This is a genomic window from Variovorax sp. Sphag1AA (assembly GCF_014192575.1).
In the GTDB taxonomy this organism is placed as follows: domain Bacteria; phylum Pseudomonadota; class Gammaproteobacteria; order Burkholderiales; family Burkholderiaceae_C; genus Variovorax.
This window is the reverse complement of the sequence record NZ_JACHYC010000003.1, coordinates 723,466-745,824: the sequence shown is the minus strand read 5'-3', so window position 1 is coordinate 745,824 and position 22,359 is coordinate 723,466. Positions and strand designations below refer to the sequence as shown.

Genomic DNA, 22,359 nt, shown 5'->3' with positions numbered 1-22,359 from the left:
TGGATGCTCTCGTGGTTACTTGGCTGGGGTGGCTGGACGGTTCAGCCCCAGCGTGGGCGTCTCGTCGAAGTAGTTCCAGGGCTTCAGCAGTGCGTGCACCCACTCGGTGGGCATGATCGGCCACTCCTCGGCGCGCGCGACGTGCGTGGTGCCGGTGGTGAGCCACACCACGTTGTCGGTGTTCACGATCGGCTGGTCGTCGGCAGTGAACTGGCCAAGGCCGGTGTCCTTGCCCGAGCGGTTGGGGTACTTGCCTTCGGGGAACTTCTCGTCGTCGTTGTAGCGCGTGACCCAGATCTGGCGGTCCATGAAGCTCAGGCGGTGGTTGATCCACTCGTCCTTCGCGAAGTTGGCGCCCTTGGCGATCGGGTGCGTGCCGCCCGCATAGGGGATGAGCTGATACGACACCGGGTTGCCGACCTTGTTGACCTTGTTCGGGTTGCTCAGCAGACGGATCGTCGAAGCATCGAACTTCTGCGCCGCCGCCTTCTCGCTCGCGACGGTGCGCTGCACCGTCTGCATGGTGCTGGTGCGCGGGCCGCCGCGCGTGTTCTTCTCGACCACCGGATCGATCTCGGTGAGCGAGTTGCCTTCGCCATCCACATCGAGGTCGAGCCGGAAGTTGTAGATGTGCTGGTGCGTGGTGCCGACGATGTTGTGATCGAGCAGCGTGCCGTAGCGTGTGTCCTCGGCGGCGGTCGGGTCCTGCATGGTGCGCGACTTCACGCCCTTGACCGCCTCGATGCCGGTCGCGCCGGCGTTGATGCCGATGGTGCCGTTCTCCGCGAAGACCCAGTCGAACATGTAGTCGTAGTTGCCGACGGTGCTGATCCAGCGCACCACCAACTCGCGCCGCTCGGTGCTCACGTTGGGCTTGCCCATTTCCTGGTGTTTGAACTCGGGGTCCGCATAGCGCTCGAAAACGGCGATCGCGTTCGGCACCTTGGCCGGCGCGCCGGTGTAGTCGGCGAGCGTGGCATCGAGCAGCACTGCGTTGTCCGGTGCGTCCTGGCCGCGCTCGATCGGCGATGTGAGCGTGCCCATGCCGTACTCGCCCGAATCGAGGTACGCCTTGAAGTACCAGCCCACGTCGGGATCGCCGTAGGGCACGATCATTCCGCCGAGCGAGCCTTCGTACATCACCTTGCGGCGCGTGCCCTTGTCGTTGTAGGTGACGGTCGAGAGCACCAGCCCGACACGCGAGTCGAGCCGCAGATGGAAGTCCCAGTTTCGCCAGTGAAGCGTGTTGCCGGTGATGGTGTAGTTCTTGCCCTCCGGCTCGCTGATCTCCAGCGGCTTGTGCGGCGCGGTGAGCTTGCGGTCGCGGCCGTCATAGGGCGTGGGCTTGAGCGGCACGGGGATGACGCCTTCGTCCTCGATCTTCACGACCTTCTTCTTCTCGAGGTCCACCACCGCGACGAGGTTCTCGATCGGATGCGCCCAGTAGTTGCCGTCGCCCACGTCGAGGTAGCTCACCACCTTGAGCAGGCGGTCTTCCTGCTTCAGTGAATCCTTGCCGTCGAAGTAGCCGACGGTCAGCGGCGTCGCGACGACCTTCTTCACGTCCGCGATGTCGCGCTTCTGCAGCGCCTGCGCGTACTCTGGACTGGCCTCGATCGCCGATTGCACGGTCGCGAAGTCGTCGATCAGCACCATGCCGTGCGCGCCTTCGACGGGCTCCCAGCGCGTCACGCTGCGCGCGGCGAGATCGACGGTGCCTTCGATCAGGTTCTTGCCGTCCAGCACCACCACCGATGCGCGGCGGGGCGCGTGCACCGCTTGGCCGGTGAGGGCGAAGTTCCATACCTCGTCCTTCGGTGGCGTCTTCAGCGTGATCTCGGTGAAGCGGTAGCCGGGCTTGTATCGGCCGGAGGCCTTGAGGATCGATACGACCGCGTTGATTTCATCGGCGGTCAGCGGGTTGAGCGGACTCGGCGTGCGCTCGATCGCGAAGGTCTTGTCGAGGCCCGACTGGAACACCTGGTTGATGAAGTCGTGCGAGACGAAGGCGGTCTTGCCGCGCATCGTCACCGGCACGTCGAGTTTCACTGGCTGGCCGTTCACCAGCGCGGTGCGCGAACCCGGCTTGACGCGCACCAGCGTGCTGTTGCGCGCAATGGTGAAGACGTCGGAGAAGCTGTCGTAGCGCACGTTCGCACCGAAGTGTTCGAGCGTCTTCTTCAGCGGCACCATGTGCGCCGCGCCGCCGTGCGCGTACGCGGGCGGCGTGAAGGTGGAGAGGGCCGAGAAGGCAGTGATGGCCGCGATGGCCGTCAGCGCTGCTGCGCGCGTGAAGAGAGGGCGGGAGGCCTTGGGCGAGGTGGGCTGCATCGTCGTACTACGTCGCTGTAGGAGTGGTTTCGACGGAGCGTACGAGCGCCGGCCGCAGGGCCGTTATCCCGATTTGGCAAGACTTGCGGGAGGCGAGCGGGTCAGTGCGCGAGCGACACCAGCCGCGCGGCGCCGCGCGCGCGGGTCACCGAGGGCAGCTCGCCGAAGTGCTGCCGGTAGTCGGCCGCGAAGCGCGACAGGTGCCAGAAGCCCCAGCGCGCCGCGATGTCGCCCACGGTGTCTTCGCAGTGTGCGAGCAGTTCGCCGCGCACGTGGTTGAGCCGCATCATGCGCAGGTAGGTCACAGGGCTCAGGCGAAGGATCTCTTCGAATGCGTACTGCAGCGCGCGCCGCGACGCGCAGGTCGCCTGGCACAGGTCGGGCACGCTGATCGGTTCGTCGGCATGCGCGCGCATGTAGTCGCGCGCAGCGTTGAGGATGCGCCGCCGCGCGGCAGCGCTGGGCCGCACGCTGGCTTCGCGGCGGTCGCCGGCGAAGCCCTCCAGCATGGCTTCGGAGAGCGACAGTGCCAGCATGCGCTGCGCCGCTGGCTGCTGCAGCATGGCGGGCTGCTGGCGCGCGAGCGAGAGCGCGGTGTCGACGAGATTCCTCAGCCCGGCCTGCACGGCATCGGAGGCGCTGAGCACGCACGGCCCGCGCGCCGGGAACACCGCATGCTCGCCGCCGCGAAGTTGCGTGGCCAGCGCGGCCAGGTGTGCAGTGTCGATCGAGATCCCGGTCACGGCCATGCCGGCGCCGGCGGTCAGGTCGAATTCGGAATCCGACGCGATCATGATCATGTTCTCGTCATCCAGGCGATGACCGCAGAACCAGCCGCCTTCTTCCACAGGCTGCATGAGCCCGATCGTGTGCGTGCCGGGGCGCGGCATACCGCACTGAAACACGGCGCGGCTCGCGGTCTCCACGAAGATCTGCACCGGACCGACATGCAGGTCTTCGACATGCCCGTCGAAGCGACCGGCGGAGATCTGTTCGTAGCGCTGGTCCCAGGCGCTCAGGCCCGCGGCATGTTCATCCGCATCGCGGGTATCGAGGGTGGTGTAGCAGACGTCTTCCATGGGGCGCTCTTTCGGACACGCTTCGCGCAAGAAGCGTGCCCTCTCAGCCGTTCACAGCGATGCTGCCGTAGCGGGCTGTTGCCATGGAAGCCGGATTACCCTGATTGCGCGAACCAGGGTGCCGGCATTTCGATCGTGTTACTTCTTGACGCTGATGACTTGCGGCTGGGTGACGGACTTGAGTCCGTCGATGCCGAACTCGACTCCCCAGCCCGAACTCTTGACGCCGCCGAAAGGCACCATCGGGTGAATCGTGCCGTGCTGGTTGATCCACACGGTGCCTGCCTGAATGCGCGACGCGACGGTGCGGGCCTTTTCGATATCGCTGGACCAGACCGACGCGCCCAGTCCCACGTCGAGGCGGTTCGCGCTCGCGATTGCCGAGTCCACATCGCTGTATCGAATGATCGGCAGCACCGGACCGAACTGCTCTTCATCCACCAGGCGGCTGCCGTCCGCGATCCCGGTGACCAGCGTGATCGGATAGAAATTGCCGGCACCGCCAGTTTCCTTGCCGCCGCACACGATGGTCGCGCCGTGCGCCTTCGCGTCCTCGACGAGCGACACCACCTTGTCGAACTGCATGCGGTTCTGGATCGGCCCGATCGCGACGCCGGGCTCCATGCCGTTGCCCATCGGCATCGCTTCGGCGAGCACCTTCAGTTCCGCGACCACGGCGTCGTGCAGGTTGTCGGGCACGTAGAGGCGCTTCGCAGCGGCACACGTCTGGCCCATGTTGAGGAAGGCGCCCCAGAAGAGGCCCATTGCGATCGCCTTCGGATCAGCATCGGGCAGCACGATCGCCGCGTCGTTGCCGCCGAGTTCCATCGTGGTCGGCACGAGGTTGCGCGCCGCAGTGGCGGCAATGCGCGCGCCGGTCGCAGTCGAGCCGGTGAACATGATCTTGTCGATGTCCGTGTTCTCCACCAGCGCCGCGCCGACGTCGCCGCCACCGCTCACTGTGTTGAGCACGCCCGGAGGCAACACTTCCGCAATGATCCGGACCATCTCCAGCGTGCCGATGCTGGTGTATTCGGACGGCTTGAGCACCACGGTGTTGCCCGCGCGCAGCGACGGGATGATCTGCCAGATGGCGATCAACAGGGGCCAGTTCCACGGCGCGATCGCGGCGACCACGCCGAAGGGCTTGCGGTGCACTTCGTCGCGGCGCGTGTCGTCCTCGAAGGCGACTTCCACCGGCAGCTCCAGGCTCGCGGGCACCTGTGTCCAGACTTCGCAGCCCCAGATCTCGAAGCGCGCGCCAGGGACCTGATCGGGACCGACGCCGCCGAGCGGCTTGCCCTGTTCGCGCGTGACCCATTCGGCGAGGTACTCGTTGTTGGCCTTGATCGCCTCGGCGACCTTCATCAGCAGCGCCTTGCGCTCGGCGTCGGGTCGTGCAGCCCAGCCGGGCTGTGCGGCGCGCGCCGCGGCGACGGCCTCCGCGACCTGCTCGGACGTGGAGTGGGGTACGAGGCCGAGCGTCTCGCCCGTGGCGGGGTTTTTCGATGCGAAAGTGCGGGCCGAGCCGACGAGGCGGCCGTTCACGGTGTTCTCAAAGGTCTTCACGATGTCTCCGGGCTAGGGCTTGTATTGCCGGCGGAGTCTAGGCAGCGCGGTCGCGCGACTCCATCGCGAAGATTCGCGATAGGGTTCGCCCGGAGGGCCTCGTCAGTGGCTGAAGCGGGCCGCCAGCACGCTGGCGAGTCGTGCGGTCGACGCCACGCCCAGCTTGTCGCGCGCACTGCGCAGCTGGTGGTCGACCGTCGAAAACGAACGCCCCAGTTCACGCGCGATTTCCTTGTAGCTCATGCCGGTCGCCGCCATGCGCGCGACCTTGAGCTCTGCGGGCGTGAGCCCGGCGACGGCGGGTGGCGGATCGCCGTCCGTTTCACCGAGTGAACGCGCCGCTGTCAGCACCGGTGTGAGCACCGAGCGCGCCAGCAGCGGCAGATGCAGGCAGGCTTCGGATTGCCAGCCGGAGCGGGGCTCGATCCAGTCGGCGCACAGCAGTCCCAGCGGCCGGTTGCCGTCGTGCAGCGAAATTGCCAGCTTGGCGCCGGTGCCGATCGAGGAGAGCTGCGCGCGCATCGCGGGCCCGAAACGCGCGTCGTTCGCGACGTCGCCAAACATCACCATGTCGTGGGAAGACCAGACGGCAGCCAGGCTCGGGTCGCGTGCGTCCATTGCCGCACCGACCACCGAGGGCACCCCACGGCCCGGCCGCAGCGATTCGGCCAGTGGCGCGTAGAGCGCCTGCCCAGGCTGCGCGAAGCCGCCATCGACGCGATCGGCATCGAGCAGCTCGCGCAGGCATTCGACCCCGACGCGCCAGCACTGGAGCGGGTCCTCGACGTAGAGGAGCATCTGCGCCGCGAACTCCCGGGCCGGCCGCCAGGGCAGCGTGCAGCGGTCATCGAGCAGGCTGCCGCGCAGCCTGCGTTGGGCCTGGAGCACGTGGTCGCTGTGGATCATGTTGGTTCCCCGCGTCGGGCATGCCGCGCATGCCAGGGCCGCATTTTCCACGGATGCGCGGCAACGGGGCTCAGCGCCGCTTCGGACGGACGTAGGCGACCTCGGTGAATTGGTCAAAGCTGGGCAGCTTCCAGTCGACGTCTCGAGTGAAGCGATAGCTGTCCAGCCACGCGCGCCAGCACTCGAACTGCGGCGGCGATGGTGCCACCTGCGGGCGCTGCTTCTTCAGCAGCGCGAGCGCCTCGAGCGGCGGCATGCCGCGATGCACGAGCACGCACAGGGCCAGCGTGGCCGAGCGCCCGATGCCGTACTCGCAATGGATGAGCACGCGCTTGTTCGCATCGAGGAATTCATTCGCGAAACGGATGCCGTACTCGAGGTCGGGCGTTTCAAGCGCGCACATGTCCTCGGTCGGAAGATGCAGCAGCGAGATGCCGTGGCGGCGCATCACGACCGCGTCGGGCACCGCCTCGCCGCGCAGGTCGACCACCGCCGCGATGCGGTGGTCATGCGCGAGCGCATCCGCGCGTTCGAGCGGAAAGCTTCCGCCGACGGCGAGCTGGTTCGTGATCCAGCTGAGGTTCGGGTGCCAGAGACTCATTCAAAAACTCTATGTCCATTGGTGCCCCGCGCTGGCTCAGGCGTTTCAGGCCGGGTGATGCGCCTCGTAAAGCCGCTGGCAGGGCACGCAGCGCTCGCTGGAGGGCTGCACCTCTAGTCTCTCTCGCGGAATCTGCGTATCGCAGTCGATACACCGGCCGTAACGCCCGTTACGCATGCGCTCCCTGGCATCGGCGATGCGGCGCAGTTCGAGCGCGTCGCGCAGCGCCTCGCCGTCGCGGATCGTCTCGTGGGTCCGGGCGTCGGCCTGATCGACGGTGTCGCCGGCTTCCAAGGGCGGCAGGTGCGCCGATGCCTCCATCGCCTCGTTGTTGATGGACGCGAGCTCGGCCGACAGCTCCGCCTCTCGCCGGTCGAGCTTCTTCCGCAACGATGCCAATTGCTTTTCGCTGAGCCCGGTCATGCAGCTCTCCTTGAGTTTCAGTACGCCATCAGGCCCGAAGCTCATGAGTGCCACCTTCGGCGCTGTTCCCGTGCGCGGGTCAGTCCAGGCCGACAGAAATTCCCGGATTCCGCCTGTTTCGGCGCGTACCTGCAAAATCCGGTCCATGACGACTCCGCTCGATTTCCACAACCCGTACCGCCATGGTTTTGCCCGCGTGGCCGTTGCGGTCCCGCGCAATCGCGTTGCCGACCCCGTGTTCAACGCCGCCGAAACCGTACGGATGTACCGCGAAGCCGCCGCCAAGGGCGCCGTGCTGGTGGCGTTCCCCGAACTGGGGCTCTCGGCTTACACCTGTGACGATCTGTTCCACCAGGCCGCGCTGCTCGATGCCTGCGAGGCCGCCTTGCAGACGGTCGTCGAGGCCTCGCGCGAGGTGAACGCGGTCGCGGTGGTGGGTCTGCCGCTTCGCGTCGATCACCGGCTCTTCAATTGCGCAGCGGCGGTTGCGGGCGGGCGCGTGCTCGGGGTGTTCCCGAAGACCTACCTGCCGAATTACGGCGAGTTCTACGAGGCGCGCCAGTTCGCGGCAGCCGATTCGGCGCTCGCGACCGAGATCGAGCTGTTCGGACAGCGCGTGCCTTTTGGCACCGACCTGATGCTGCGTGCGCGCCAGTTGCCCCTGCTGAAACTGCACGTCGAGATCTGCGAGGACGTGTGGGTGCCGATCCCGCCGTCGAGCCATGCGGCGCTTGCAGGCGCGACGGTGCTGGTCAACCTCTCCGCATCGAACATCACGATCGGCAAGTCGGCCTACCGGCATCAGCTCGTGAGCCTGCATTCGGCGCGCTGCCTCGCGGCGTACCTCTATTCGTCGGCGGGGATCGGCGAATCGACCACCGATCTCGCGTGGGACGGGCAGGCGCTGATCTACGAAAGCGGCGAGATGCTGGCCGAGAGCGAGCGTTTCAGCAACAGCTCGCACATGATCTGCGCGGACGTGGACCTCGAGCACCTGGCGCGCGAGCGCATGCGGCAGAACTCCTTCGGCGTGTCGGCGCAGAAGCATCGCGCGGTGCTCCAGACGTGGCGAACGGTGGATTTCGACCTGGAGATCCCGCGGCCTGCATCGCGCGAACTGCTGCGCAAGGTCGAGCGCTTTCCGTATGTGCCGGCCGATGCGGCGCATCGCGACGACCGCTGCCACGAGGTGTTCAACATCCAGGTGCAGTCGCTGGTGCAGCGCATGGAGGCAGCGGGCATCAAGAAGCTCGTCATCGGCGTCTCGGGCGGGCTGGATTCGACCCACGCGCTGCTGGTCTGCGCGAAGGCGGTGGACCGTCTCGGCATCCCGCGGTCGAACATCCTCGGCTACACGATGCCCGGCTTCGCGACGAGCGATCGCACGCTCGGGCAGGCGCACGCGCTGATGCGCGCGGTCGGCTGCACGGCGCAGGAGATCGACATCCGCCCGAGCTGCACGCAGATGCTGGTCGACCTCGGCCACCCCTTCAAGGACGGCGTGCCGCAGTACGACATCACCTTCGAGAACGTGCAGGCGGGCGAGCGCACCAGTCATCTCTTCCGGCTCGCGAACCATCATGGCGGCATCGTGGTCGGCACCGGCGATCTCAGCGAACTGGCGCTTGGTTGGTGCACCTATGGCGTGGGCGACCACATGTCGCACTACAACGTGAACGCGAGCGTTCCCAAGACGCTCATCAAGCATCTGGTGCGCTGGGTCGCCGAGAAGAACGAGATCGGCGCCGAAGGCAGCCGCGTGCTCGAAGCCATCGTCGACACCGAAGTCAGCCCCGAACTGGTGCCCGCGACCGCCGCGGCCGGCTCGGATGCGCGCGCGCAGCCGGGCCAGCGCACCGAGGACACCATCGGCCCCTACGAGCTGCAGGACTTTCATCTCTACTACACGCTGCGTTTCGGCTTCCGGCCGACGAAGGTCGCGTACCTGGCCTACCAGGCTTGGCATGACCGCACGCTCGGCGCATGGCCCGATGAGTTGCAGACCGAGCGCAACGAGTACGGGCTCGCCGAAATCCGGCGCCATCTGCGCACCTTCCTCTATCGCTTCTTCAAGACCAGCCAGTTCAAGCGCAGCTGCGTGCCGAATGCGCCGAAGGTCGGGTCCGGCGGGTCGCTGTCGCCCCGAGGCGACTGGCGTGCGCCGAGCGATTCTGAAGCGGCGGTATGGATGGCCGATCTGGAAGGCATACCGGCCGAGGCACCTCCCGCGAAGGGCTGACTGCACCACATTTTTCAGCACTACCCGAATCGAGAATGGGCCGCCGCAGGCAATCGGGTCGCGCCCGAGGCGAGCGCACGTTCGGGTTCTAATGCGAGCCATGAGTACGACCTACCGCATGCCCGGGGCAGTTTTGACCGAGCGCGAGCACTCGGTTCCCTTGGTTCACGGCGACCCGCTGCGCGGCACGATCAGTGTGTTCACGCGCGAGCTTGCTGCACTAGACGGTCTTGATCGCCCCTACCTCGTGTTCCTGCAGGGCGGCCCAGGCTTCGAGGCCGCTCGCCCGACGAGCCCGCCCTCAGGGTGGATGGCGCGTGCCCTTACCGACTTCCGGGTCCTGCTGCTTGACCAGCGGGGCACAGGGCGCTCCACGCCCGTCGGGCCAGTCATCCCAGGGGCAGCGCCTGCCGACCAAGCCGAGTACCTCACGCATTTCCGCGCCGACTCGATCGTGCGCGACCTCGAACTGATCCGCGCTGAACTCGGCGCCCTGCGCTGGAGTCTGCTCGGTCAGAGCTTCGGGGGCTTCACCTCGCTCACCTATCTGTCGCTGGCCCCCGAGGGCCTGCGGGAGGTCCTCATCACCGGCGGCCTCGCGCCGATCACGAATCGGCCGGTCGACGAGGTCTACGCGGCGACATGGGTGCGTGTGTGCGAAGCGAATCAGCGCTATCACGCCCGATACCCAGGAGACCTCGATCGTTTGCGGACGATCCTGCGCCGGCTCGACGAGGAAGACGTCCGCTTGCCCAACGGCGACCGCCTCACATCGCGTCGGTTTCGGCAGACCGGAATGTGGCTCGGCGACAGCGCCGGGTTCGAACGGCTGCATCACCTGCTCGAGCTGCCCTTCGGCTCGGCGGCATTCATGATCGACGCGCAGATGGCGTCACCCTGGGAGCGCAATCCGATCTACGCGACGCTCCATGAGTCCTCGTACGCCGATGGCGGTGCCACCCTCTGGTCGGCACACCGGCTCGCGCCCGAGGAGGCGCTGACCGGCGACCTCCTCGGCGCAGAGCACGTCTTCCCTTGGATGTGGGACGACTACTCGGGCTTGCGCGCGCACCGCGAGGTGGCGCAGCTGCTGGCCGAGCATCCATGGCCACGCCTGTACGACGCGGACCGACTCGCCCGCAATGAGGTCCCGGTGGCAGCGACCGTGTACGTCGACGATGTCTACGTGGAGCGATCATTTGCCGAGGAGACGGCTCGTGGCGTTCGTGGGCTGCGGGCCTGGGTGACCAACGAGTACGCCCACAACGGCCTGCGGGCCGATGGCGAGCGCATCGTGGGTCGCCTGCTCGACATGGTCCGCGGCCGGGCGTGAACCGATGGGCGCGGCCTTCGCGTACGCAGCAAAGTGGCCGACGATGGATTCAAGCCCTCAACTGATGAGGCGATTGGCCCGCACCAGCAGCGACTGCGGCAGCTGGAGCCCGATCGCGTTGGCGGTCTTGACGTTCAGCACCAACTCGAAAGTGGTGGGCCGCTCGATCGGCAAGTCTGCCGGTTTGGCACCCTTGGCGATTCGGTCGACATATGAGGCGAGCCGTGCGTACGAGTCCACGAGGCGCGGCCCGTAGGTGCAGAGCGCACCGCTGTCCGCGAAGACCGGCCAGCCCGTCATGACGGGCATCTTTCGCGCAATCGCGAAATCGAGGATCTGCCGCCGGTTGGACACCGCGAAGCTGTCGCTGAAGATCGACACGGCACGCGCCGGCGAATCGGCCATCGCCTGGAGCGACGACGTCAACTCTTCGCGCGTTCGCGCGGGAAAGTATTCGGTCCGCATGCCGAGCTGCCTTGCCGCGCCGTCGGTGTAGTCGCGCTCGATATTGCAGCCGGGGTGTTCGGGGTTGGCGACGATGGCCACATCGCGCACTGTCGGAAGCATCTCGCGCAGGATCTCCAGCAGCTTGCCATTCATCTCGGCGGCCAGCAGCGTCAGGCCGGTCATATTCGATTCGGGGTGCGCAAGGCTCTTCGCGAAGCCGGCCGAGACAGGATCGCCGCTGTAGACGTAGGCCACAGGAACGGCCACCGGAAGGCCGGCCACGACGTTCACCGCCGGGCCGCCCTGCACGAGCAGGATGTCGATCGGCAGGCGCTGAAGTTCCGCGACCATTTCAGGAACCCGATCGGCAGAGCCGTCGCCATACCTGAACGCGATGGAGACGTTCTGGCCTTCGACGTAGCCCAGCCTGGCCAGCGAGGCGCGCAGCGCGGTGACCATCGGCGTCAGGCTGGCGGCTTCCTGTGCGGTCACCCATCCCAGGCGCAGCACCTTGTCGGCCGCGCCCGCGCGCGGACTGTTCTGCACCAATGCAAGGGCGCAGGCAGTGCCCAGGACCGTCCGGCGTTTCATGCCGCGAAGCGTGCACCATCGGCGGTGGCCGCGCAATATGCCGTAGCGCATCAGCCGCGGTGCAGCCGATGCAATGTGACCTCGGGCAGGCAATTGAAGCGGACATCGACCATCGACGACCCACAGCCGACCGAGGTGTATCCGACCATCCCGCGGTGCTGCCACGCCCCCCGCACAGTGGCGCGAGGAGCCTGCGATCCCGTGATGATCGGGATGCCGCCGGGCAGGCAGATCTGCCCGCCATGGGTGTGCCCGCTCAGCATCAGGCTGAAGTCGGCGTGCGCTGCAAGGCGATAGGGCTCGGGTGTGTGCGAAAGCAGGATCGCGCAATCGTCGGGCGCAAGATCCGCCGCGGCCTTGTGAAAGTTGTGCGTTCGAAAGTAATGCGCATCATCGATGCCCGCCAGCATCAGGGAATCGCCGTCGCGTTCGATTCGCACAGATTCATTCATGAGCACGCTGATGCCCATCGCTTCCATGCCCGGCACCAGGCGGACGGTGTCATGGTTGCCCAGCACCGCGTACGCCGATTCGCCCAAATGTGGCCGCAAGAGTGCCAGCGCATCCAGTGTGGGACCGTACGGCCCGAAGTTGCGAAACCGGAAGTCCCCGGTCAGCACGCAGATGTCATGCGCAACGCCCCGCACCGTCTCGACAAGGTGCTCGAGATGAGCCTCGCTCATGTCGATGTGCAAGTCGCTCAGGTGCAGCAGTCTGAATCCTTCGAAGGCAGGCGGCAGACGCGTGAGCCGGACCTCGTTGTTCCGCAGCTGTATGTTCAGCACGTTGCGCAATCCGCGTCCGTGCATCCCGGTCAGCAAGAGCCCGATGCGGACCAGGGCGTTGAGCGAATACAGGTTTCCGAGTCCGAAGGAGCGCGTGCGCCGGCGGATGACGCGAGCCTCGAGCTCGGCCTCGATGCTCAGGCGTTGCCGCAGATGCGCGCGGCCAACCCTCGCTTCGAGGGCAGCGAGATCCATGCGCTCGTGTTCGCTGCTGTCCATTCGCCCTTCGCGGATCAAAGGCGCGTCAGTGGCGCCCGCCGAGGGTTGAGTCGTCGCCCGACGCACCGCGCGAGCGCTCGTCGTCCTTTCCGATCTTTGTGATCCTCGCCGTGTTGAGGTGCTGCCGCAGGAATTGCGACGCCTCCATGCGTTCGCCCTTCACCAGCAGATCGATCAGCACGAGGTGCTCCTCGCATTGCCGGTGAAGTCGGGCCCGGTCGAGGCGGGTGCCGTACTCGACGACCCGGCTGACGCTGGATTCGGCGCCAACTCCAGCTCACCGAGTTCGGCGGGCATCCGCGCCACCTGGAATCCGCGATTGCGTTCCGAGGTGACTGCGCCAGCCTCCTGCAGGAACTGCAGCGCCTTTCGCACCGGCGAGCGGGAGACATCGAGCTCCTCGCACAGCGCCTGCTCGGTCAGCCTGTGGCCGACCGGGTACCCTTCGCGCCGGATCATCTCGACGATGCGCCGGGCTAGTGTCGGGATCAGAGGGCTGACGTTGGAAGGAGCTTTTGGCATGGGCCTCGGGTGCGAATGTTGTTGCTCCTTGTGATCGCCATAGTTTCTACGACCGACATGGCACCTCTTTGAAGGGAGGCGCTGGGCACCCTTTTAAGCGCAAATGAGAATGGCTCGCATTGTGGGGTGCATCTGAATCGCGTTTTGTCTCACCCGCAGCGGGTGGGCGATTGCTTCAGATGGTGTGCGCGCCATCTCTGCGTCACTGGGCCGGCGTAGACTGTTCGCATGAACTTACGCAGCGTCGAGGCGTTTCTGGATGTGGTGCGCAGTTCGGGTGTCGAAGAAGCACTCGCGTGGCTCAACTCAGGCGTGCCGCATCGGTTCAGTGCGATCTATCGGTTCGAGGGTGCGCTGCTGCGCAACGAATTCCTCTTCGATAAGAAGAATGCTGCACGTCCGGCCTATCTGCTCGCGGTTCCGTTCGAGGTGAGCTTCTGCCGCTTCGCGTTGCGCGATGGTTCGTTTCGCACCGACAACTCTGCAGTGGACGAGAGGCTGCTCGGGCATCCCTACCGTGGCGTGGTGGTGTCGTACCACAGCGTTCCGGTGGTCACACCGGAAGGCGATCTCTGGGGCACGCTTTCGCACTTCGACACCGAGGCGATCCACCTCGACGATGAGGAGTTCGAGCTGCTCAAGGCCGCTGCGCAGAAACTGTCTGCGTTTCTCTGACCCGTGCTCAACGGGCCATGAACCCGATCACCAAGGCATTCACCAGATCGATGAAGAAGCCGCATACCAGCGGCACCACGATGAACGCGCGAGGCGCGGTGCCGTGCTCGCGCGTGACTGCGCTCATGTTGGCGATGGCGGTGGCGGTCGAACCCAGCGCGATGCCGCCGAAGCCCGCGCAGACCACGGCCGCGTCGTAGTCGCGGCCCATGAAGCGGAACACCACCAGCACGGTGAACGCGATCGCCGCCAGCACCTGAAGCGTCAGCGCAGTCAGCACGAAGGTGGCGACGCCGTGCATCTGCCAGAGCTGCAAGCCCATCAGCGCCATCGTGAGGAACACGCCGAGACAGATGTCCGAGATCAGCGACACGCCGGCGCGCATCCGCTCCCAGTGCCAGAGCTGACCTTTCTGTTGCGTGAACATCGCCGTGATGTTGCGCACCAGGATGCCGGCGATGAGGCAACCGACGAATGCCGGCAGTCGCAGTCCGGTCAGCGCGATCGCGTCGCTCACGCCGCGGCCGAGGATCAGTGCAACGTTGAGCCAGAGCAAGGCCATCAGCACGCTGTTGTAGTCGAGTCGTGCGCGATCCTCGTCCTCGTAGTGCCCGCCGGCGGGCAGCGCCGCCTCCGCTGATGACTTCAGGTTGTGGCGGCGCAGCAGGAAGGCCGCGATGGGGCCGCCGATGGCGCAAGCCGCGATCAGGCCGGCCATGTTGCTTGCGAGACCGAGGGTCTCTGCATCGGCGATGCCGAGGTCGCGGGCGAAATGGGGCGCCCATGCGAGCGTGGTGCCCACGCCGCCGGTCAGCGAGACCGAGCCGGTCAGCAGACCGGCGCGGTGGTCCAGCCCGAACGCGCTTGCGATCGCCATGCCAATGAGGTTCTGCATCACGATGAAGCCGCTGGAGAGGGCCACGAGCACTACGAGCGGGCGTCCACCTTGACGCAGGGTCCGCACGTCAGAACCCAGGCCGATCGCCGCGAAGAAATACAGCAGCAGGACATCGCGGACGCCAAGCTGGAAGTCCACTTTCAGCCCGATGCCCAGATACAGCGCGCTGACCACCACGATGCAGACCAGTCCGCCCATGACCGCTTCCGGGATGCTGTAGCGCCGCAACAACTCGAAGCGCCGGGTGCACGCCTTGCCGACGAAGAGCAGCAGGATCGCGATCGTGAAGCTGACGTAGCCGTCGAGGTGAAGATCGTGTTGCAAGGCGGTGTTCCGTTCAATGCGTTGACGAATGCGGCAGGAGCATACCGGGCGCGCGAACCGGATCTTCGTATGGCATTCGTCATAGGCGTGAACTCCCGACGCTGCCTCGTGTAGATTCTGGGGAACTGCCAAATTGCCTGCTACTGGTCGAGCCCATGTCCGCCGTCCCCTCCCATGAAGAACTCGCGAGCCTCGACGAAGAGGAATTGATTGCCTACGCACAAGGTTGGCGCGCGCGTGCCTCGCGCGGTGACAAGTCGGCCTATGGCGTGGCGCATGCACTGGAGGTCGAGTTGCGCAGGCGACAGAGAACCAGCCAGCTGCAGCAGCTCGCGATAAAGCCGCCGGAGCCGCCCCGCCCCTGGTGGAAACGCTGGGTCACCGGCAGCTGACGCGCATCCGTATTTGCCGCGCCTGTGAAACATCTGTTCACAGGTAATATGCGTGCGCGGCTGCGAGCCGCTTGTACGACTTGCGAACGCGCCACTTCCCGATGCCCGACTCTTCTTCTGCGGCCCGCCGCTTCGACTGCCCGGGGGCCTCCTGGTGATCCTTTCAGGACACGAACTCTTTGCCATCAAGTTCGTTGCCGTCGCCACGCCGGTGGCCGGGCTCGCGGCTTTCGCGCATGTCAGGGCGCGGCGGCGCAGGGCGCGCGCCATGCGTGCCGAACGGGCGCGCAGCACCGCGCGAAAGGCGGTCATCGAAGTTTCCGCGCGCGGCTCCACGCGGCCTGGACTGGTCACCATCGAACTCACGCCGCATCTGCTGGCGTGCCTCGCTGCCGCAGACAGCGCGCACCTTCGCGGCTACCCGACGCCCGATTCGGTCATGATGGCGCCCGCCGTCGAGGCCACATGGCAGACGCGCGGCGAACGGGACTTCGACGAATTCCAGCCGGCAAGCAAGCTGATCGTGACGCGCGAATTCGTGAAGGTACGTTCGTCCTCGCGTTCGATCGAGAGCATCCGCATTCCGTTGCGCCAGTTGCTCGAAGCGCATCGCCGTACGCCGTTGGGTCTGCCGCTGTACTGCGAGGCGGGAGGGGTGATTCGCTCCACGCCTTCGGAGGCATCGCGCCGGACCCCGAGCGTGGGCGCGGCGAGCACCCGCAAGGAGTTCTATTGGGTTCGCGCGGATGCAGCGGCCAAGGCCTCGAAGGCAGAGACCGATACGAATCGTGAAATCTGACCCGTACCGACCGTGCGCTTCTGCACAGGGCGGTCCGAACGGCGTATAGGCAAGTCCCCGGATGAGCAGGCAGACTGCCTGCCAACTCAACAAGGGATTTCAGATGGACTCGTACTGGATCTATGTCATGGCGGCCATTGGTGCGATCGGTGCCGTCTGGTTCGCGCTGGCGCCGCGCCTTCGCGGAGAGAAAACCATCAACGATCGCATGAACGACCAGGTCACGCGATCGGCGGAACTAGTCAGGGAATGCTCGAGCACCATGGGATGCGGTACGGCCTTCGGCCGGCTCTCGACGATTCGCTGATGCGGGCTCGGCGATCGGACGCCGAGGGCCGGTACATTAGCGCGACATGCAAGAGAGAGATCGGGCCGTCCGGCCATCGACCCGCACGGGTCAGTTCCTAAACATTCCCCAGAATCCAAGAATCGTTTCGGGTCTTCGTTACGCCCTCGGTGTGTTGATGTGCACGTTGGTCGTGGCGTGCGGTACATCGCCGAAGGAAACGCAGTCTTCGCGTGCTTCTTCATCGCCGAAAGTCTCGCGCGCGGATTCCGCCACCGCCAAGGCGTCGGGCGACGCTGAGACGCAGCAGGCCCGCGCGAAGCAGGCCGATCCGAAACGCAAGAGTGGTTCGACCCGTGCGGCCGCCGCGAGCAAGAAATCCAGCAGCTCGAATGCGCCGAGAGTCGCGGCTTCTCCGTCGCCTGGCGCAGCGGCCGGGACTTTTCTTTGGCCAGCCTCCGGACAAGTCGTCGGCCGCTTCAACGGGGGCACCAACAAGGGCATTAACATTGGCGGCAAGCCGGGTGACCCGGTCGTGGCGGCAGCCAGCGGGCGCGTGGTGTACGTCGGCTCGAAGCTGCGCGGCTACGGCAACCTCGTGATGGTGAAGCACAACGACGAGTTCATCTCGGCCTACGCGCACAACCGCAAGATCCTGGTGCGCGAGAACGAGCAGGTGAAGGCGGGTCAGCAGATCGCGGAGATGGGCAGCACCGATTCGAGCTCGACCCAGCTCCACTTCGAGCTTCGGCGAAAGGGCAATGCGGTCGACCCGATGCCCTATCTCAAAACGCAGCCGCCGGCGCCCTGATTCCGCCTGGCGGCTCGGCGCTCAGTGCTTCGAAGGAAGCAGGCCGTTGATCCGTGCGTAGTGCAGCGCCTGCGTGCGGCTCGTGACACCGATTCGCTTGAACAGACGGTACATGTGCACTTTGATCGTGTGCTCGCTGACCTGAAGGTGCTCGGCAATTTCGCGATTGCCGTACCCACGAGCGATGCACTCGACGAGCTGCACCTGCCGTTTGGTCAACTTGCCGGCTGCTGCACCTGCCGGAGTGTCGGCTTCATCACCGTCGCTGTCGGCGTCGGTGTCTTCTGAGAGCAGGGCGCGCAGCGAATCGGCGAGCCTCGTCGAGCCGGTGGCCTTGTCGATGTAGACGTCTGCGCCGCTTGCGAGACAGAGCTGTTCCATGTCTTCAGCCGGCGACGCGGAGTAGACCGCGAGCGGAACATCCGAGAACTCTTCTCGCAGCGACACGACGCCCGAGCAGCCACTGGCATCGGGAAGATTCAGGTCGAGACAGAAAAGCGTGGGCGCGCCATGCTTGTCGATGGCGCTCGAAAGCCTGGAGAGGCGGTCGAGCTCGACGATGTTGGCGGCCGGACGCACGCGCCGCAGCACCATCGAGACGGCGTCGCGCATCAGGGGGTGGTCATCGATGACGTAAATGCTCATTGGAAATTGCTTAGCCGGTCGCAGGAATTTTCGTTTCGGATTTCGATACTCGCATGGTCGGATCGGCATTTGCCATACCGTTCGAGACAGCGTGTAGTGTGCCTGCGACGTATTTCACGAAGATGGAATGGACCGTTGCAGGTGGCTTTTTTGAAATGAAAACTAATGTCTCACTGATGCTTGGCGCCACTCTTTCGGAGGAGTCTGGTGGGCGCAGCAGACAGGCTCTTCAAACATCGGGAGGATGCACCGAAACAATACTCACGACGCGACCGAGCGTCCTCTCCAAAGCGAACCCGCTGCCCCATTCCCCCACATTGCGCTGCTGCCATCGAGCTTTACCGCCGCCGTCGTGGTCAAGGAACTCGACGAGGTGCAGGCGCTCGCCACTTGCGCCCGCTACGGCATCCCGGTGTTCTGGAGAGCTTGAAGTGCCATCAGCATCAGCAGGCCCGTGCATTTTTGCGCGAATCGACCTGTGCGACGCGCTGTAACCCGTTTGCATTCAGTCCGTGTAACAGGACAATCGCCCGAAACTCCAAACCGCACGCCATCATGGAAGCAACCCAGTCTCTCGGAACGTTCCAGCGCCTGTACAAGGAACTCGTGGCCTTTCTCACAAGGCCCGTGTTCGCGAAGCCCGCGCCGGCTCCGCGTCGAGCGGCGCGTCCCGTTCGGCCGGTGGAAGCCCAAAGGGTTGCATCGCCTGGCGTGGAGGCGAAGATCGTGGCTCCGGCTGTGGTCGCTCCCCCCAAGATCGAGCAGGCCGAGAAGCCTGTGCCAGTGGTGATTCCGCAGCAGGTGGCACCGGTTGTCGATCAGCCCGTGGTCGCGCCTGTAGCGAAGACGCAAGCCCCTGAAGAAAAGCCCATGCGAACGCTCGCCGAGGTGCGCGCCGATCTGGCTCGCCTGCGCGAGAAGTCCCGTGAGCGGCAGGCGCAGCAGCTCGCAGCAGCGCGCCACGACGCCACCTTCCCGGCCACCGACTTCATGGAATTCGTTCCCTCGGTGCCCGAGGCGAGCGCCGAGAAGCCGGAAGAGACGAGCGAGAGCTTCGCGCCGACGGCCTATCTCGACTTCACGGTGCTGAAGGCCCGCTGACTCCAGCACGTTGATACGACGAGGCCGACAGCGGATCGGTCTTGCGAGCTCGCATCGGATTCGACCGATGCATTTCGACACTTCGGTGACTGTTCGTAGCGAACGTCGCTTCAGTGTTTTGGCGCTGCAAATACAGGCGCCGTCTTACAAGCACGCTCCCTCCTTGCGTCGACAAAAGTTGCTTTGACACGCGCGTGGCTTTCATCGGTCGCGGCTGGCGCGAGTCGGACTTGAGGCGCAACGGATGAAGGAGCCCAGCATGCAACTCGTTACCTCTGCGAATTCCATCTGGCCAACGGCGGCGCCATCCGTCGCCTATGCGCAGCTCGGCGATCTGGTGGAGATCATGCTGCACCCGAAGGACGCCGTCTTCGCCACCTGTGGCTTCTGCCAGACCCTCAATCGCAGAGGGGCCGCCCGCTGCCGTGCTTGCGGCGGCTCGTTCCTTGCGTCGGACGAGAGCGAGCAACTGGACGCGGACGAGGCCGATGCTGAACAGTCCGGCGAGAACGCGGTGACGGACGGCAAGTCCTTCGACCGGCCCGAGTTCTCGGACATGCCCGCGCTGCGCAGCATGCTGCTACTCGTACTGGTGCCGCCGATCGTGATGTTCCTCGCCTTCTTTGCATGGAACAAACTGCGCGTGAGCGATGCCGGCCCGGTCGGGCTGCCGGACCGCTCGAGCATCGAGTCGGTGTTTACCGTGCCGAACGCGAGTGCCCAGGCGATGCTGCCGTCCATTCCGCAGGACGAGCGCGCGCGGCATGTGCAGGCAAAGCCCGAAGTGCGCGCGCCTGTGGAAAGGGCCGCGGGCAATGAGACCCCCGCGACCGTCGAGGGCACAAATCTCGCGGAGATCGACGCCGAGCGCGATGCCCAGAAGATGACGCCAGTGCGGCCACGGCCCGTTCCTTCGCATCAGCCACTTCGTCTGCAGGCCAACCCTGTCGCCGCATGCAGTGGCTATTCCTTCATCGCCCGCGCCGTATGCGTGAACAAGAGCTGCGCGCAGCCCAGGGCTGCTCAGCATGCCGAGTGCAGGGAAGCCAACCGGCAGCGGCGAATCGATGAAAGCCGTCGCAACCCGGTACTGATGGGTTGACTCCGTTGCCCTATGTCCACGCCGATGGCGGGGCGCAACACCCGATGTGGACATGGCTGGGGACTCTTGGCAAGATGCACGCGCCCACGTCGTGGGCCACTCTCAACTTCGAAAAAAGGTCCCCATGCGAAAAATTCTTCTGACTGCTGGTCTTGCCCTGATCCCGATGATCGCGACGACTGCATTTGCGCAATCGAGCGGTGAGGTCGATCCTTCGCAAGGCAAGGCGCGTCCGGTCGCGCCGACCACGCCGGCCGAGCGGTCTGAGGCACGTGGCGAGCGCAAAGATGCAGGCGCAGCTGCCGCACGTGGTCCGCAAATCGGCGAGGGCCAGGCCCAGCCCACGACGGCGCCCAAGGTTTCGCGCTCGGACCGCAAGTCCGCAAACGCCAAGCGCCGCGCAGCGACCAAGCAGGCCAACCAGGCCGGCGAGCTTTCGCGCGGTGGCAACACTGACGCGCCCGAGCGTCAAAAGCCCTGACGCAAGGTCATAGCTTCATTCCATGCGCGCGCCTGCGACGGGCGCCGCATGGTCGGACTGGCGCCAGCTAGTCCGCGATCGCCGGCTTCCCCGGTCTCCCGGGAATCAAGCTGAGCATGTGATCGGAAATTCCACCGTCCACCATGATGCTCTGGCCGGTGATGTACGACGCTCCCGCGCTTGCGAGAAAAGCCACCGTGGCACCGATGTCCGCGACGGTCCCGATTCGTCCCAGCGGGACGAGCGCGCGGCGGCCGCGATGCGTTTCCTCATCTTCGTAGGCCGCCTCGGTCAGCGGGGTGCGGATCATGCCGGGGCTCACGCTGTTCACGCGAATGCCTTCATGTGCCCATTCCTGAGCGAGCTGGCGGCAGAGCATCACCAACGCGGCCTTGGCCGGCGCGTAGGCGCCATACCCCGGGTGCGGCAGGTGCGCCGACATGGAGGCAATCGCCGTGATCGACCCGCCTGTGCGCGCGAGCGAAGGGCGCGCCGATTGCGCGAGCAGCCACACCGCGCGGACGTTGAGATTGAAGGTGCGGTCCCACTGGGCAGCGGGCAGGTCGGCGAGGCGTCCTGGCCCCGATGCGCCCGCATTGCACACCAGCGCACTGAGATCACCGCCGCGATCGATGGCCTGCCCCACGATGTCCGCGCAGCTCGAGGGATCGGTGAGATCGCCGGCGACACCGGTGGCGGTGGCACCCGCGGACCGCAGCTCATCCACGAGTCGGTCCAGGCGTTCACCCGGCCGTGATGCCGCCGCGGTGATGTGAATCGCCGCGCCGTCGCGCTGTGCCTGCTCGATCAGCGCGAAGCAGATGCCGCGGCCAATACCGCCGGGTGCGCCCGTGACGAGTGCGTGTCGCTTGCTAGCGGTCGATGTGGTCATGCAGAACCCTGGAGCGAACGGTAGTGAGAAAGAGTCGCGGCGATCCCGTCGGCGAGCGTGCTTCGTCCGTGTGCCGGGAGCAATGCATCGAGGCCTTCTTCGGCCACGTCGGCGGCGATCGTCAGCGGCGGACCTTCGGCACGCAGATCGGCATCTGGCACCTGTCGCCGGATCTCGGCGATCACCTCGTCGATCGAGTGCATCTGGCCCACGATATTGAAGACCTTCGCGCCTTCCGCGGGTGCGAAGAGCGCGTTTTCGAAAGCCTGCGCGACGTCGTCGACATAGACCAGCCCGCACGTACCCGTGAAGCCGATCGTGTAGGGAGTGCCGCGCACGGCCGCCTGGCATGCAAGGCTCGGCCCCGCGCTGACGCCGGTCTCGCGGCCCGGGCCATAGACCACGAAGGGCCTGAAGCCCACGCTCGCGATGCGATGCTCGTTCCAGTAGGCACGCGCAGCGCCTTCGACCGCAAGCTTGAACGCGCCGTAGTGCGTCGCCGGCTCCGGATGGCGTGAATGCGCGGGCCCATACACGCCGGCCGAACTGGCGTAGACGACCTTCGAGAGGCCTTGCGCGCGTGCGGCGTCGAACACGTGAAGCGAGCCGATCAGGTTGATCTCCGCGCCGCGCACAGGGTCCGCGCTGCAGGCCGGCGTGAGTACGCCCGCGAGGTGTGCGACGCCGTCGCAGCCGTCCATCGCGGCGCGTATATCGTCGGCCTTTCGGATGTCGCCTTCCCACCATTCGAGCAGCGACGAATGCCGCGGATCGACGATGCCGTTCGCGGTGCGCGGAGCGCCCGGAACATCGAACAACCTCGACCGCAATCCGCGCGCCGCCAGCCGACGCGCGATCCATGCCGCGAGAAAGCCACCGCCGCCGGTGATCAGCACCTGCTTCATGAA

Annotated in this window: 25 protein-coding genes; 11 read left to right on the top strand and 14 right to left on the bottom strand. The window is 65.8% G+C overall.

Features of this window, described 5'->3' with window-relative positions; genetic code table 11:
- Positions 1 to 15: 15 nt before the first annotated feature.
- The 6 genes from tynA to FHW64_RS15365 all read right to left on the bottom strand — a co-directional run bounded on the left by tynA (position 16) and on the right by FHW64_RS15365 (position 7,056).
- A complete protein-coding gene (gene tynA / locus FHW64_RS15390) occupies positions 16 to 2,331 on the bottom strand; it encodes a primary-amine oxidase (protein ID WP_184527617.1) in 2,316 nt (771 codons plus the stop codon).
- A gap of 101 nt (positions 2,332 to 2,432) precedes the next feature.
- Entirely contained in the window at positions 2,433 to 3,410 is a 978-nt protein-coding gene (locus FHW64_RS15385; protein WP_184527615.1) for a helix-turn-helix domain-containing protein, read from the bottom strand.
- A 138-nt stretch (positions 3,411 to 3,548) separates the two neighbouring features.
- A complete protein-coding gene (locus FHW64_RS15380) occupies positions 3,549 to 4,979 on the bottom strand; it encodes an aldehyde dehydrogenase family protein (protein WP_184527613.1) in 1,431 nt (476 codons plus the stop codon).
- A gap of 102 nt (positions 4,980 to 5,081) precedes the next feature.
- Complete coding sequence (locus FHW64_RS15375) at positions 5,082 to 5,885, bottom strand: LuxR C-terminal-related transcriptional regulator (RefSeq protein ID WP_184527611.1); 804 nt, start codon at positions 5,883 to 5,885, stop codon at positions 5,082 to 5,084.
- Between the two features lie 70 nt (positions 5,886 to 5,955).
- Positions 5,956 to 6,486 (bottom strand): dual specificity protein phosphatase family protein, encoded by a 531-nt coding sequence (locus FHW64_RS15370; protein WP_184527609.1) that lies wholly within the window; start codon positions 6,484 to 6,486, stop codon positions 5,956 to 5,958.
- A 45-nt stretch (positions 6,487 to 6,531) separates the two neighbouring features.
- The gene (locus tag FHW64_RS15365; protein ID WP_184527607.1) at positions 6,532 to 7,056 is read right to left on the bottom strand and encodes a TraR/DksA C4-type zinc finger protein; all 525 of its coding nucleotides are present in this window, start codon (positions 7,054 to 7,056) and stop codon (positions 6,532 to 6,534) included.
- Between FHW64_RS15365 and FHW64_RS15360 the strand changes: the two genes are divergently transcribed.
- A complete protein-coding gene (locus tag FHW64_RS15360) occupies positions 7,055 to 9,148 on the top strand; it encodes an NAD(+) synthase (protein WP_184527605.1) in 2,094 nt (697 codons plus the stop codon). The genes FHW64_RS15365 and FHW64_RS15360 overlap by 2 nt on opposite strands.
- 100 nt (positions 9,149 to 9,248) lie before the next feature.
- Positions 9,249 to 10,481 carry an alpha/beta fold hydrolase gene (locus tag FHW64_RS15355; protein WP_184527603.1) on the top strand — a complete coding sequence of 411 codons (1,233 nt, stop codon included), beginning with the start codon at positions 9,249 to 9,251 and terminating at the stop codon, positions 10,479 to 10,481.
- A gap of 57 nt (positions 10,482 to 10,538) precedes the next feature.
- Here FHW64_RS15355 and FHW64_RS15350 read toward each other — a convergent pair whose 3' ends face one another.
- Genes FHW64_RS15350 through FHW64_RS15340 form a run of 4 tightly spaced genes read right to left on the bottom strand, consistent with a single transcriptional unit; the run spans position 10,539 to position 13,045 of the window.
- On the bottom strand, positions 10,539 to 11,519 hold the full coding sequence (locus tag FHW64_RS15350; RefSeq protein ID WP_184527601.1) for an ABC transporter substrate-binding protein: 981 nt from the start codon (positions 11,517 to 11,519) through the stop codon (positions 10,539 to 10,541).
- A 50-nt stretch (positions 11,520 to 11,569) separates the two neighbouring features.
- Positions 11,570 to 12,523 (bottom strand): metallophosphoesterase, encoded by a 954-nt coding sequence (locus FHW64_RS15345; RefSeq protein ID WP_221210337.1) that lies wholly within the window; start codon positions 12,521 to 12,523, stop codon positions 11,570 to 11,572.
- A 25-nt stretch (positions 12,524 to 12,548) separates the two neighbouring features.
- On the bottom strand, positions 12,549 to 12,704 hold the full coding sequence (locus FHW64_RS34445; protein ID WP_260303992.1) for a hypothetical protein: 156 nt from the start codon (positions 12,702 to 12,704) through the stop codon (positions 12,549 to 12,551).
- Positions 12,698 to 13,045, bottom strand: a complete 348-nt coding sequence (locus FHW64_RS15340; RefSeq protein WP_260303991.1) for a GntR family transcriptional regulator — start codon at positions 13,043 to 13,045, stop codon at positions 12,698 to 12,700. The genes FHW64_RS34445 and FHW64_RS15340 overlap by 7 nt, the downstream gene beginning before the upstream one ends.
- 228 nt (positions 13,046 to 13,273) lie before the next feature.
- Here FHW64_RS15340 and FHW64_RS15335 point away from each other — a divergent pair, with 228 nt between their 5' ends.
- Positions 13,274 to 13,720 (top strand): GAF domain-containing protein, encoded by a 447-nt coding sequence (locus tag FHW64_RS15335; protein ID WP_184527599.1) that lies wholly within the window; start codon positions 13,274 to 13,276, stop codon positions 13,718 to 13,720.
- Positions 13,721 to 13,727: 7 nt separating this feature from the next.
- Here the strand turns inward: FHW64_RS15335 and gltS are convergent, their stop codons facing one another.
- Positions 13,728 to 14,942, bottom strand: a complete 1,215-nt coding sequence (gene gltS, locus FHW64_RS15330; RefSeq protein ID WP_184527598.1) for a sodium/glutamate symporter — start codon at positions 14,940 to 14,942, stop codon at positions 13,728 to 13,730.
- Between the two features lie 155 nt (positions 14,943 to 15,097).
- Between gltS and FHW64_RS15325 the strand changes: the two genes are divergently transcribed.
- The 4 genes from FHW64_RS15325 to FHW64_RS15310 all read left to right on the top strand — a co-directional run bounded on the left by FHW64_RS15325 (position 15,098) and on the right by FHW64_RS15310 (position 17,230).
- Positions 15,098 to 15,334 carry a hypothetical protein gene (locus FHW64_RS15325; protein WP_184527596.1) on the top strand — a complete coding sequence of 79 codons (237 nt, stop codon included), beginning with the start codon at positions 15,098 to 15,100 and terminating at the stop codon, positions 15,332 to 15,334.
- 154 nt (positions 15,335 to 15,488) lie between these two features.
- Positions 15,489 to 16,133, top strand: coding sequence for a hypothetical protein (locus FHW64_RS15320; RefSeq protein WP_184527594.1), 645 nt, complete (start codon positions 15,489 to 15,491; stop codon positions 16,131 to 16,133).
- A gap of 61 nt (positions 16,134 to 16,194) precedes the next feature.
- Entirely contained in the window at positions 16,195 to 16,440 is a 246-nt protein-coding gene (locus FHW64_RS15315; RefSeq protein ID WP_184527592.1) for a hypothetical protein, read from the top strand.
- Between the two features lie 157 nt (positions 16,441 to 16,597).
- On the top strand, positions 16,598 to 17,230 hold the full coding sequence (locus FHW64_RS15310; RefSeq protein WP_260303981.1) for a murein hydrolase activator EnvC: 633 nt from the start codon (positions 16,598 to 16,600) through the stop codon (positions 17,228 to 17,230).
- A 21-nt stretch (positions 17,231 to 17,251) separates the two neighbouring features.
- Here FHW64_RS15310 and FHW64_RS15305 read toward each other — a convergent pair whose 3' ends face one another.
- A complete protein-coding gene (locus tag FHW64_RS15305) occupies positions 17,252 to 17,875 on the bottom strand; it encodes a response regulator transcription factor (RefSeq protein ID WP_184527588.1) in 624 nt (207 codons plus the stop codon).
- A gap of 244 nt (positions 17,876 to 18,119) precedes the next feature.
- On the opposite strand from FHW64_RS15305, the gene FHW64_RS15300 reads away from it, so the two are divergent.
- The 4 genes from FHW64_RS15300 (at position 18,120) to FHW64_RS15285 (ending at position 20,559) form a co-directional block, all read left to right on the top strand.
- On the top strand, positions 18,120 to 18,305 hold the full coding sequence (locus tag FHW64_RS15300; protein ID WP_184527586.1) for a hypothetical protein: 186 nt from the start codon (positions 18,120 to 18,122) through the stop codon (positions 18,303 to 18,305).
- Positions 18,306 to 18,430: 125 nt separating this feature from the next.
- On the top strand, positions 18,431 to 18,976 hold the full coding sequence (locus tag FHW64_RS15295; protein WP_184527584.1) for a hypothetical protein: 546 nt from the start codon (positions 18,431 to 18,433) through the stop codon (positions 18,974 to 18,976).
- Between the two features lie 259 nt (positions 18,977 to 19,235).
- On the top strand, positions 19,236 to 20,078 hold the full coding sequence (locus FHW64_RS15290) for a hypothetical protein (RefSeq protein WP_184527582.1): 843 nt from the start codon (positions 19,236 to 19,238) through the stop codon (positions 20,076 to 20,078).
- A gap of 124 nt (positions 20,079 to 20,202) precedes the next feature.
- Positions 20,203 to 20,559 (top strand): hypothetical protein, encoded by a 357-nt coding sequence (locus tag FHW64_RS15285; RefSeq protein WP_184527581.1) that lies wholly within the window; start codon positions 20,203 to 20,205, stop codon positions 20,557 to 20,559.
- 67 nt (positions 20,560 to 20,626) lie between these two features.
- Here the strand turns inward: FHW64_RS15285 and FHW64_RS15280 are convergent, their stop codons facing one another.
- Positions 20,627 to 21,451: an SDR family NAD(P)-dependent oxidoreductase gene (locus tag FHW64_RS15280; protein WP_184527579.1), complete on the bottom strand. Its 825-nt coding sequence runs from the start codon at positions 21,449 to 21,451 to the stop codon at positions 20,627 to 20,629.
- Positions 21,448 to 22,356 carry an NAD(P)-dependent oxidoreductase gene (locus FHW64_RS15275; RefSeq protein ID WP_184527576.1) on the bottom strand — a complete coding sequence of 303 codons (909 nt, stop codon included), beginning with the start codon at positions 22,354 to 22,356 and terminating at the stop codon, positions 21,448 to 21,450. Before FHW64_RS15275 ends, FHW64_RS15280 begins: the two co-directional genes overlap by 4 nt.
- Between the last annotated feature and the right edge of the window lie 3 nt (positions 22,357 to 22,359).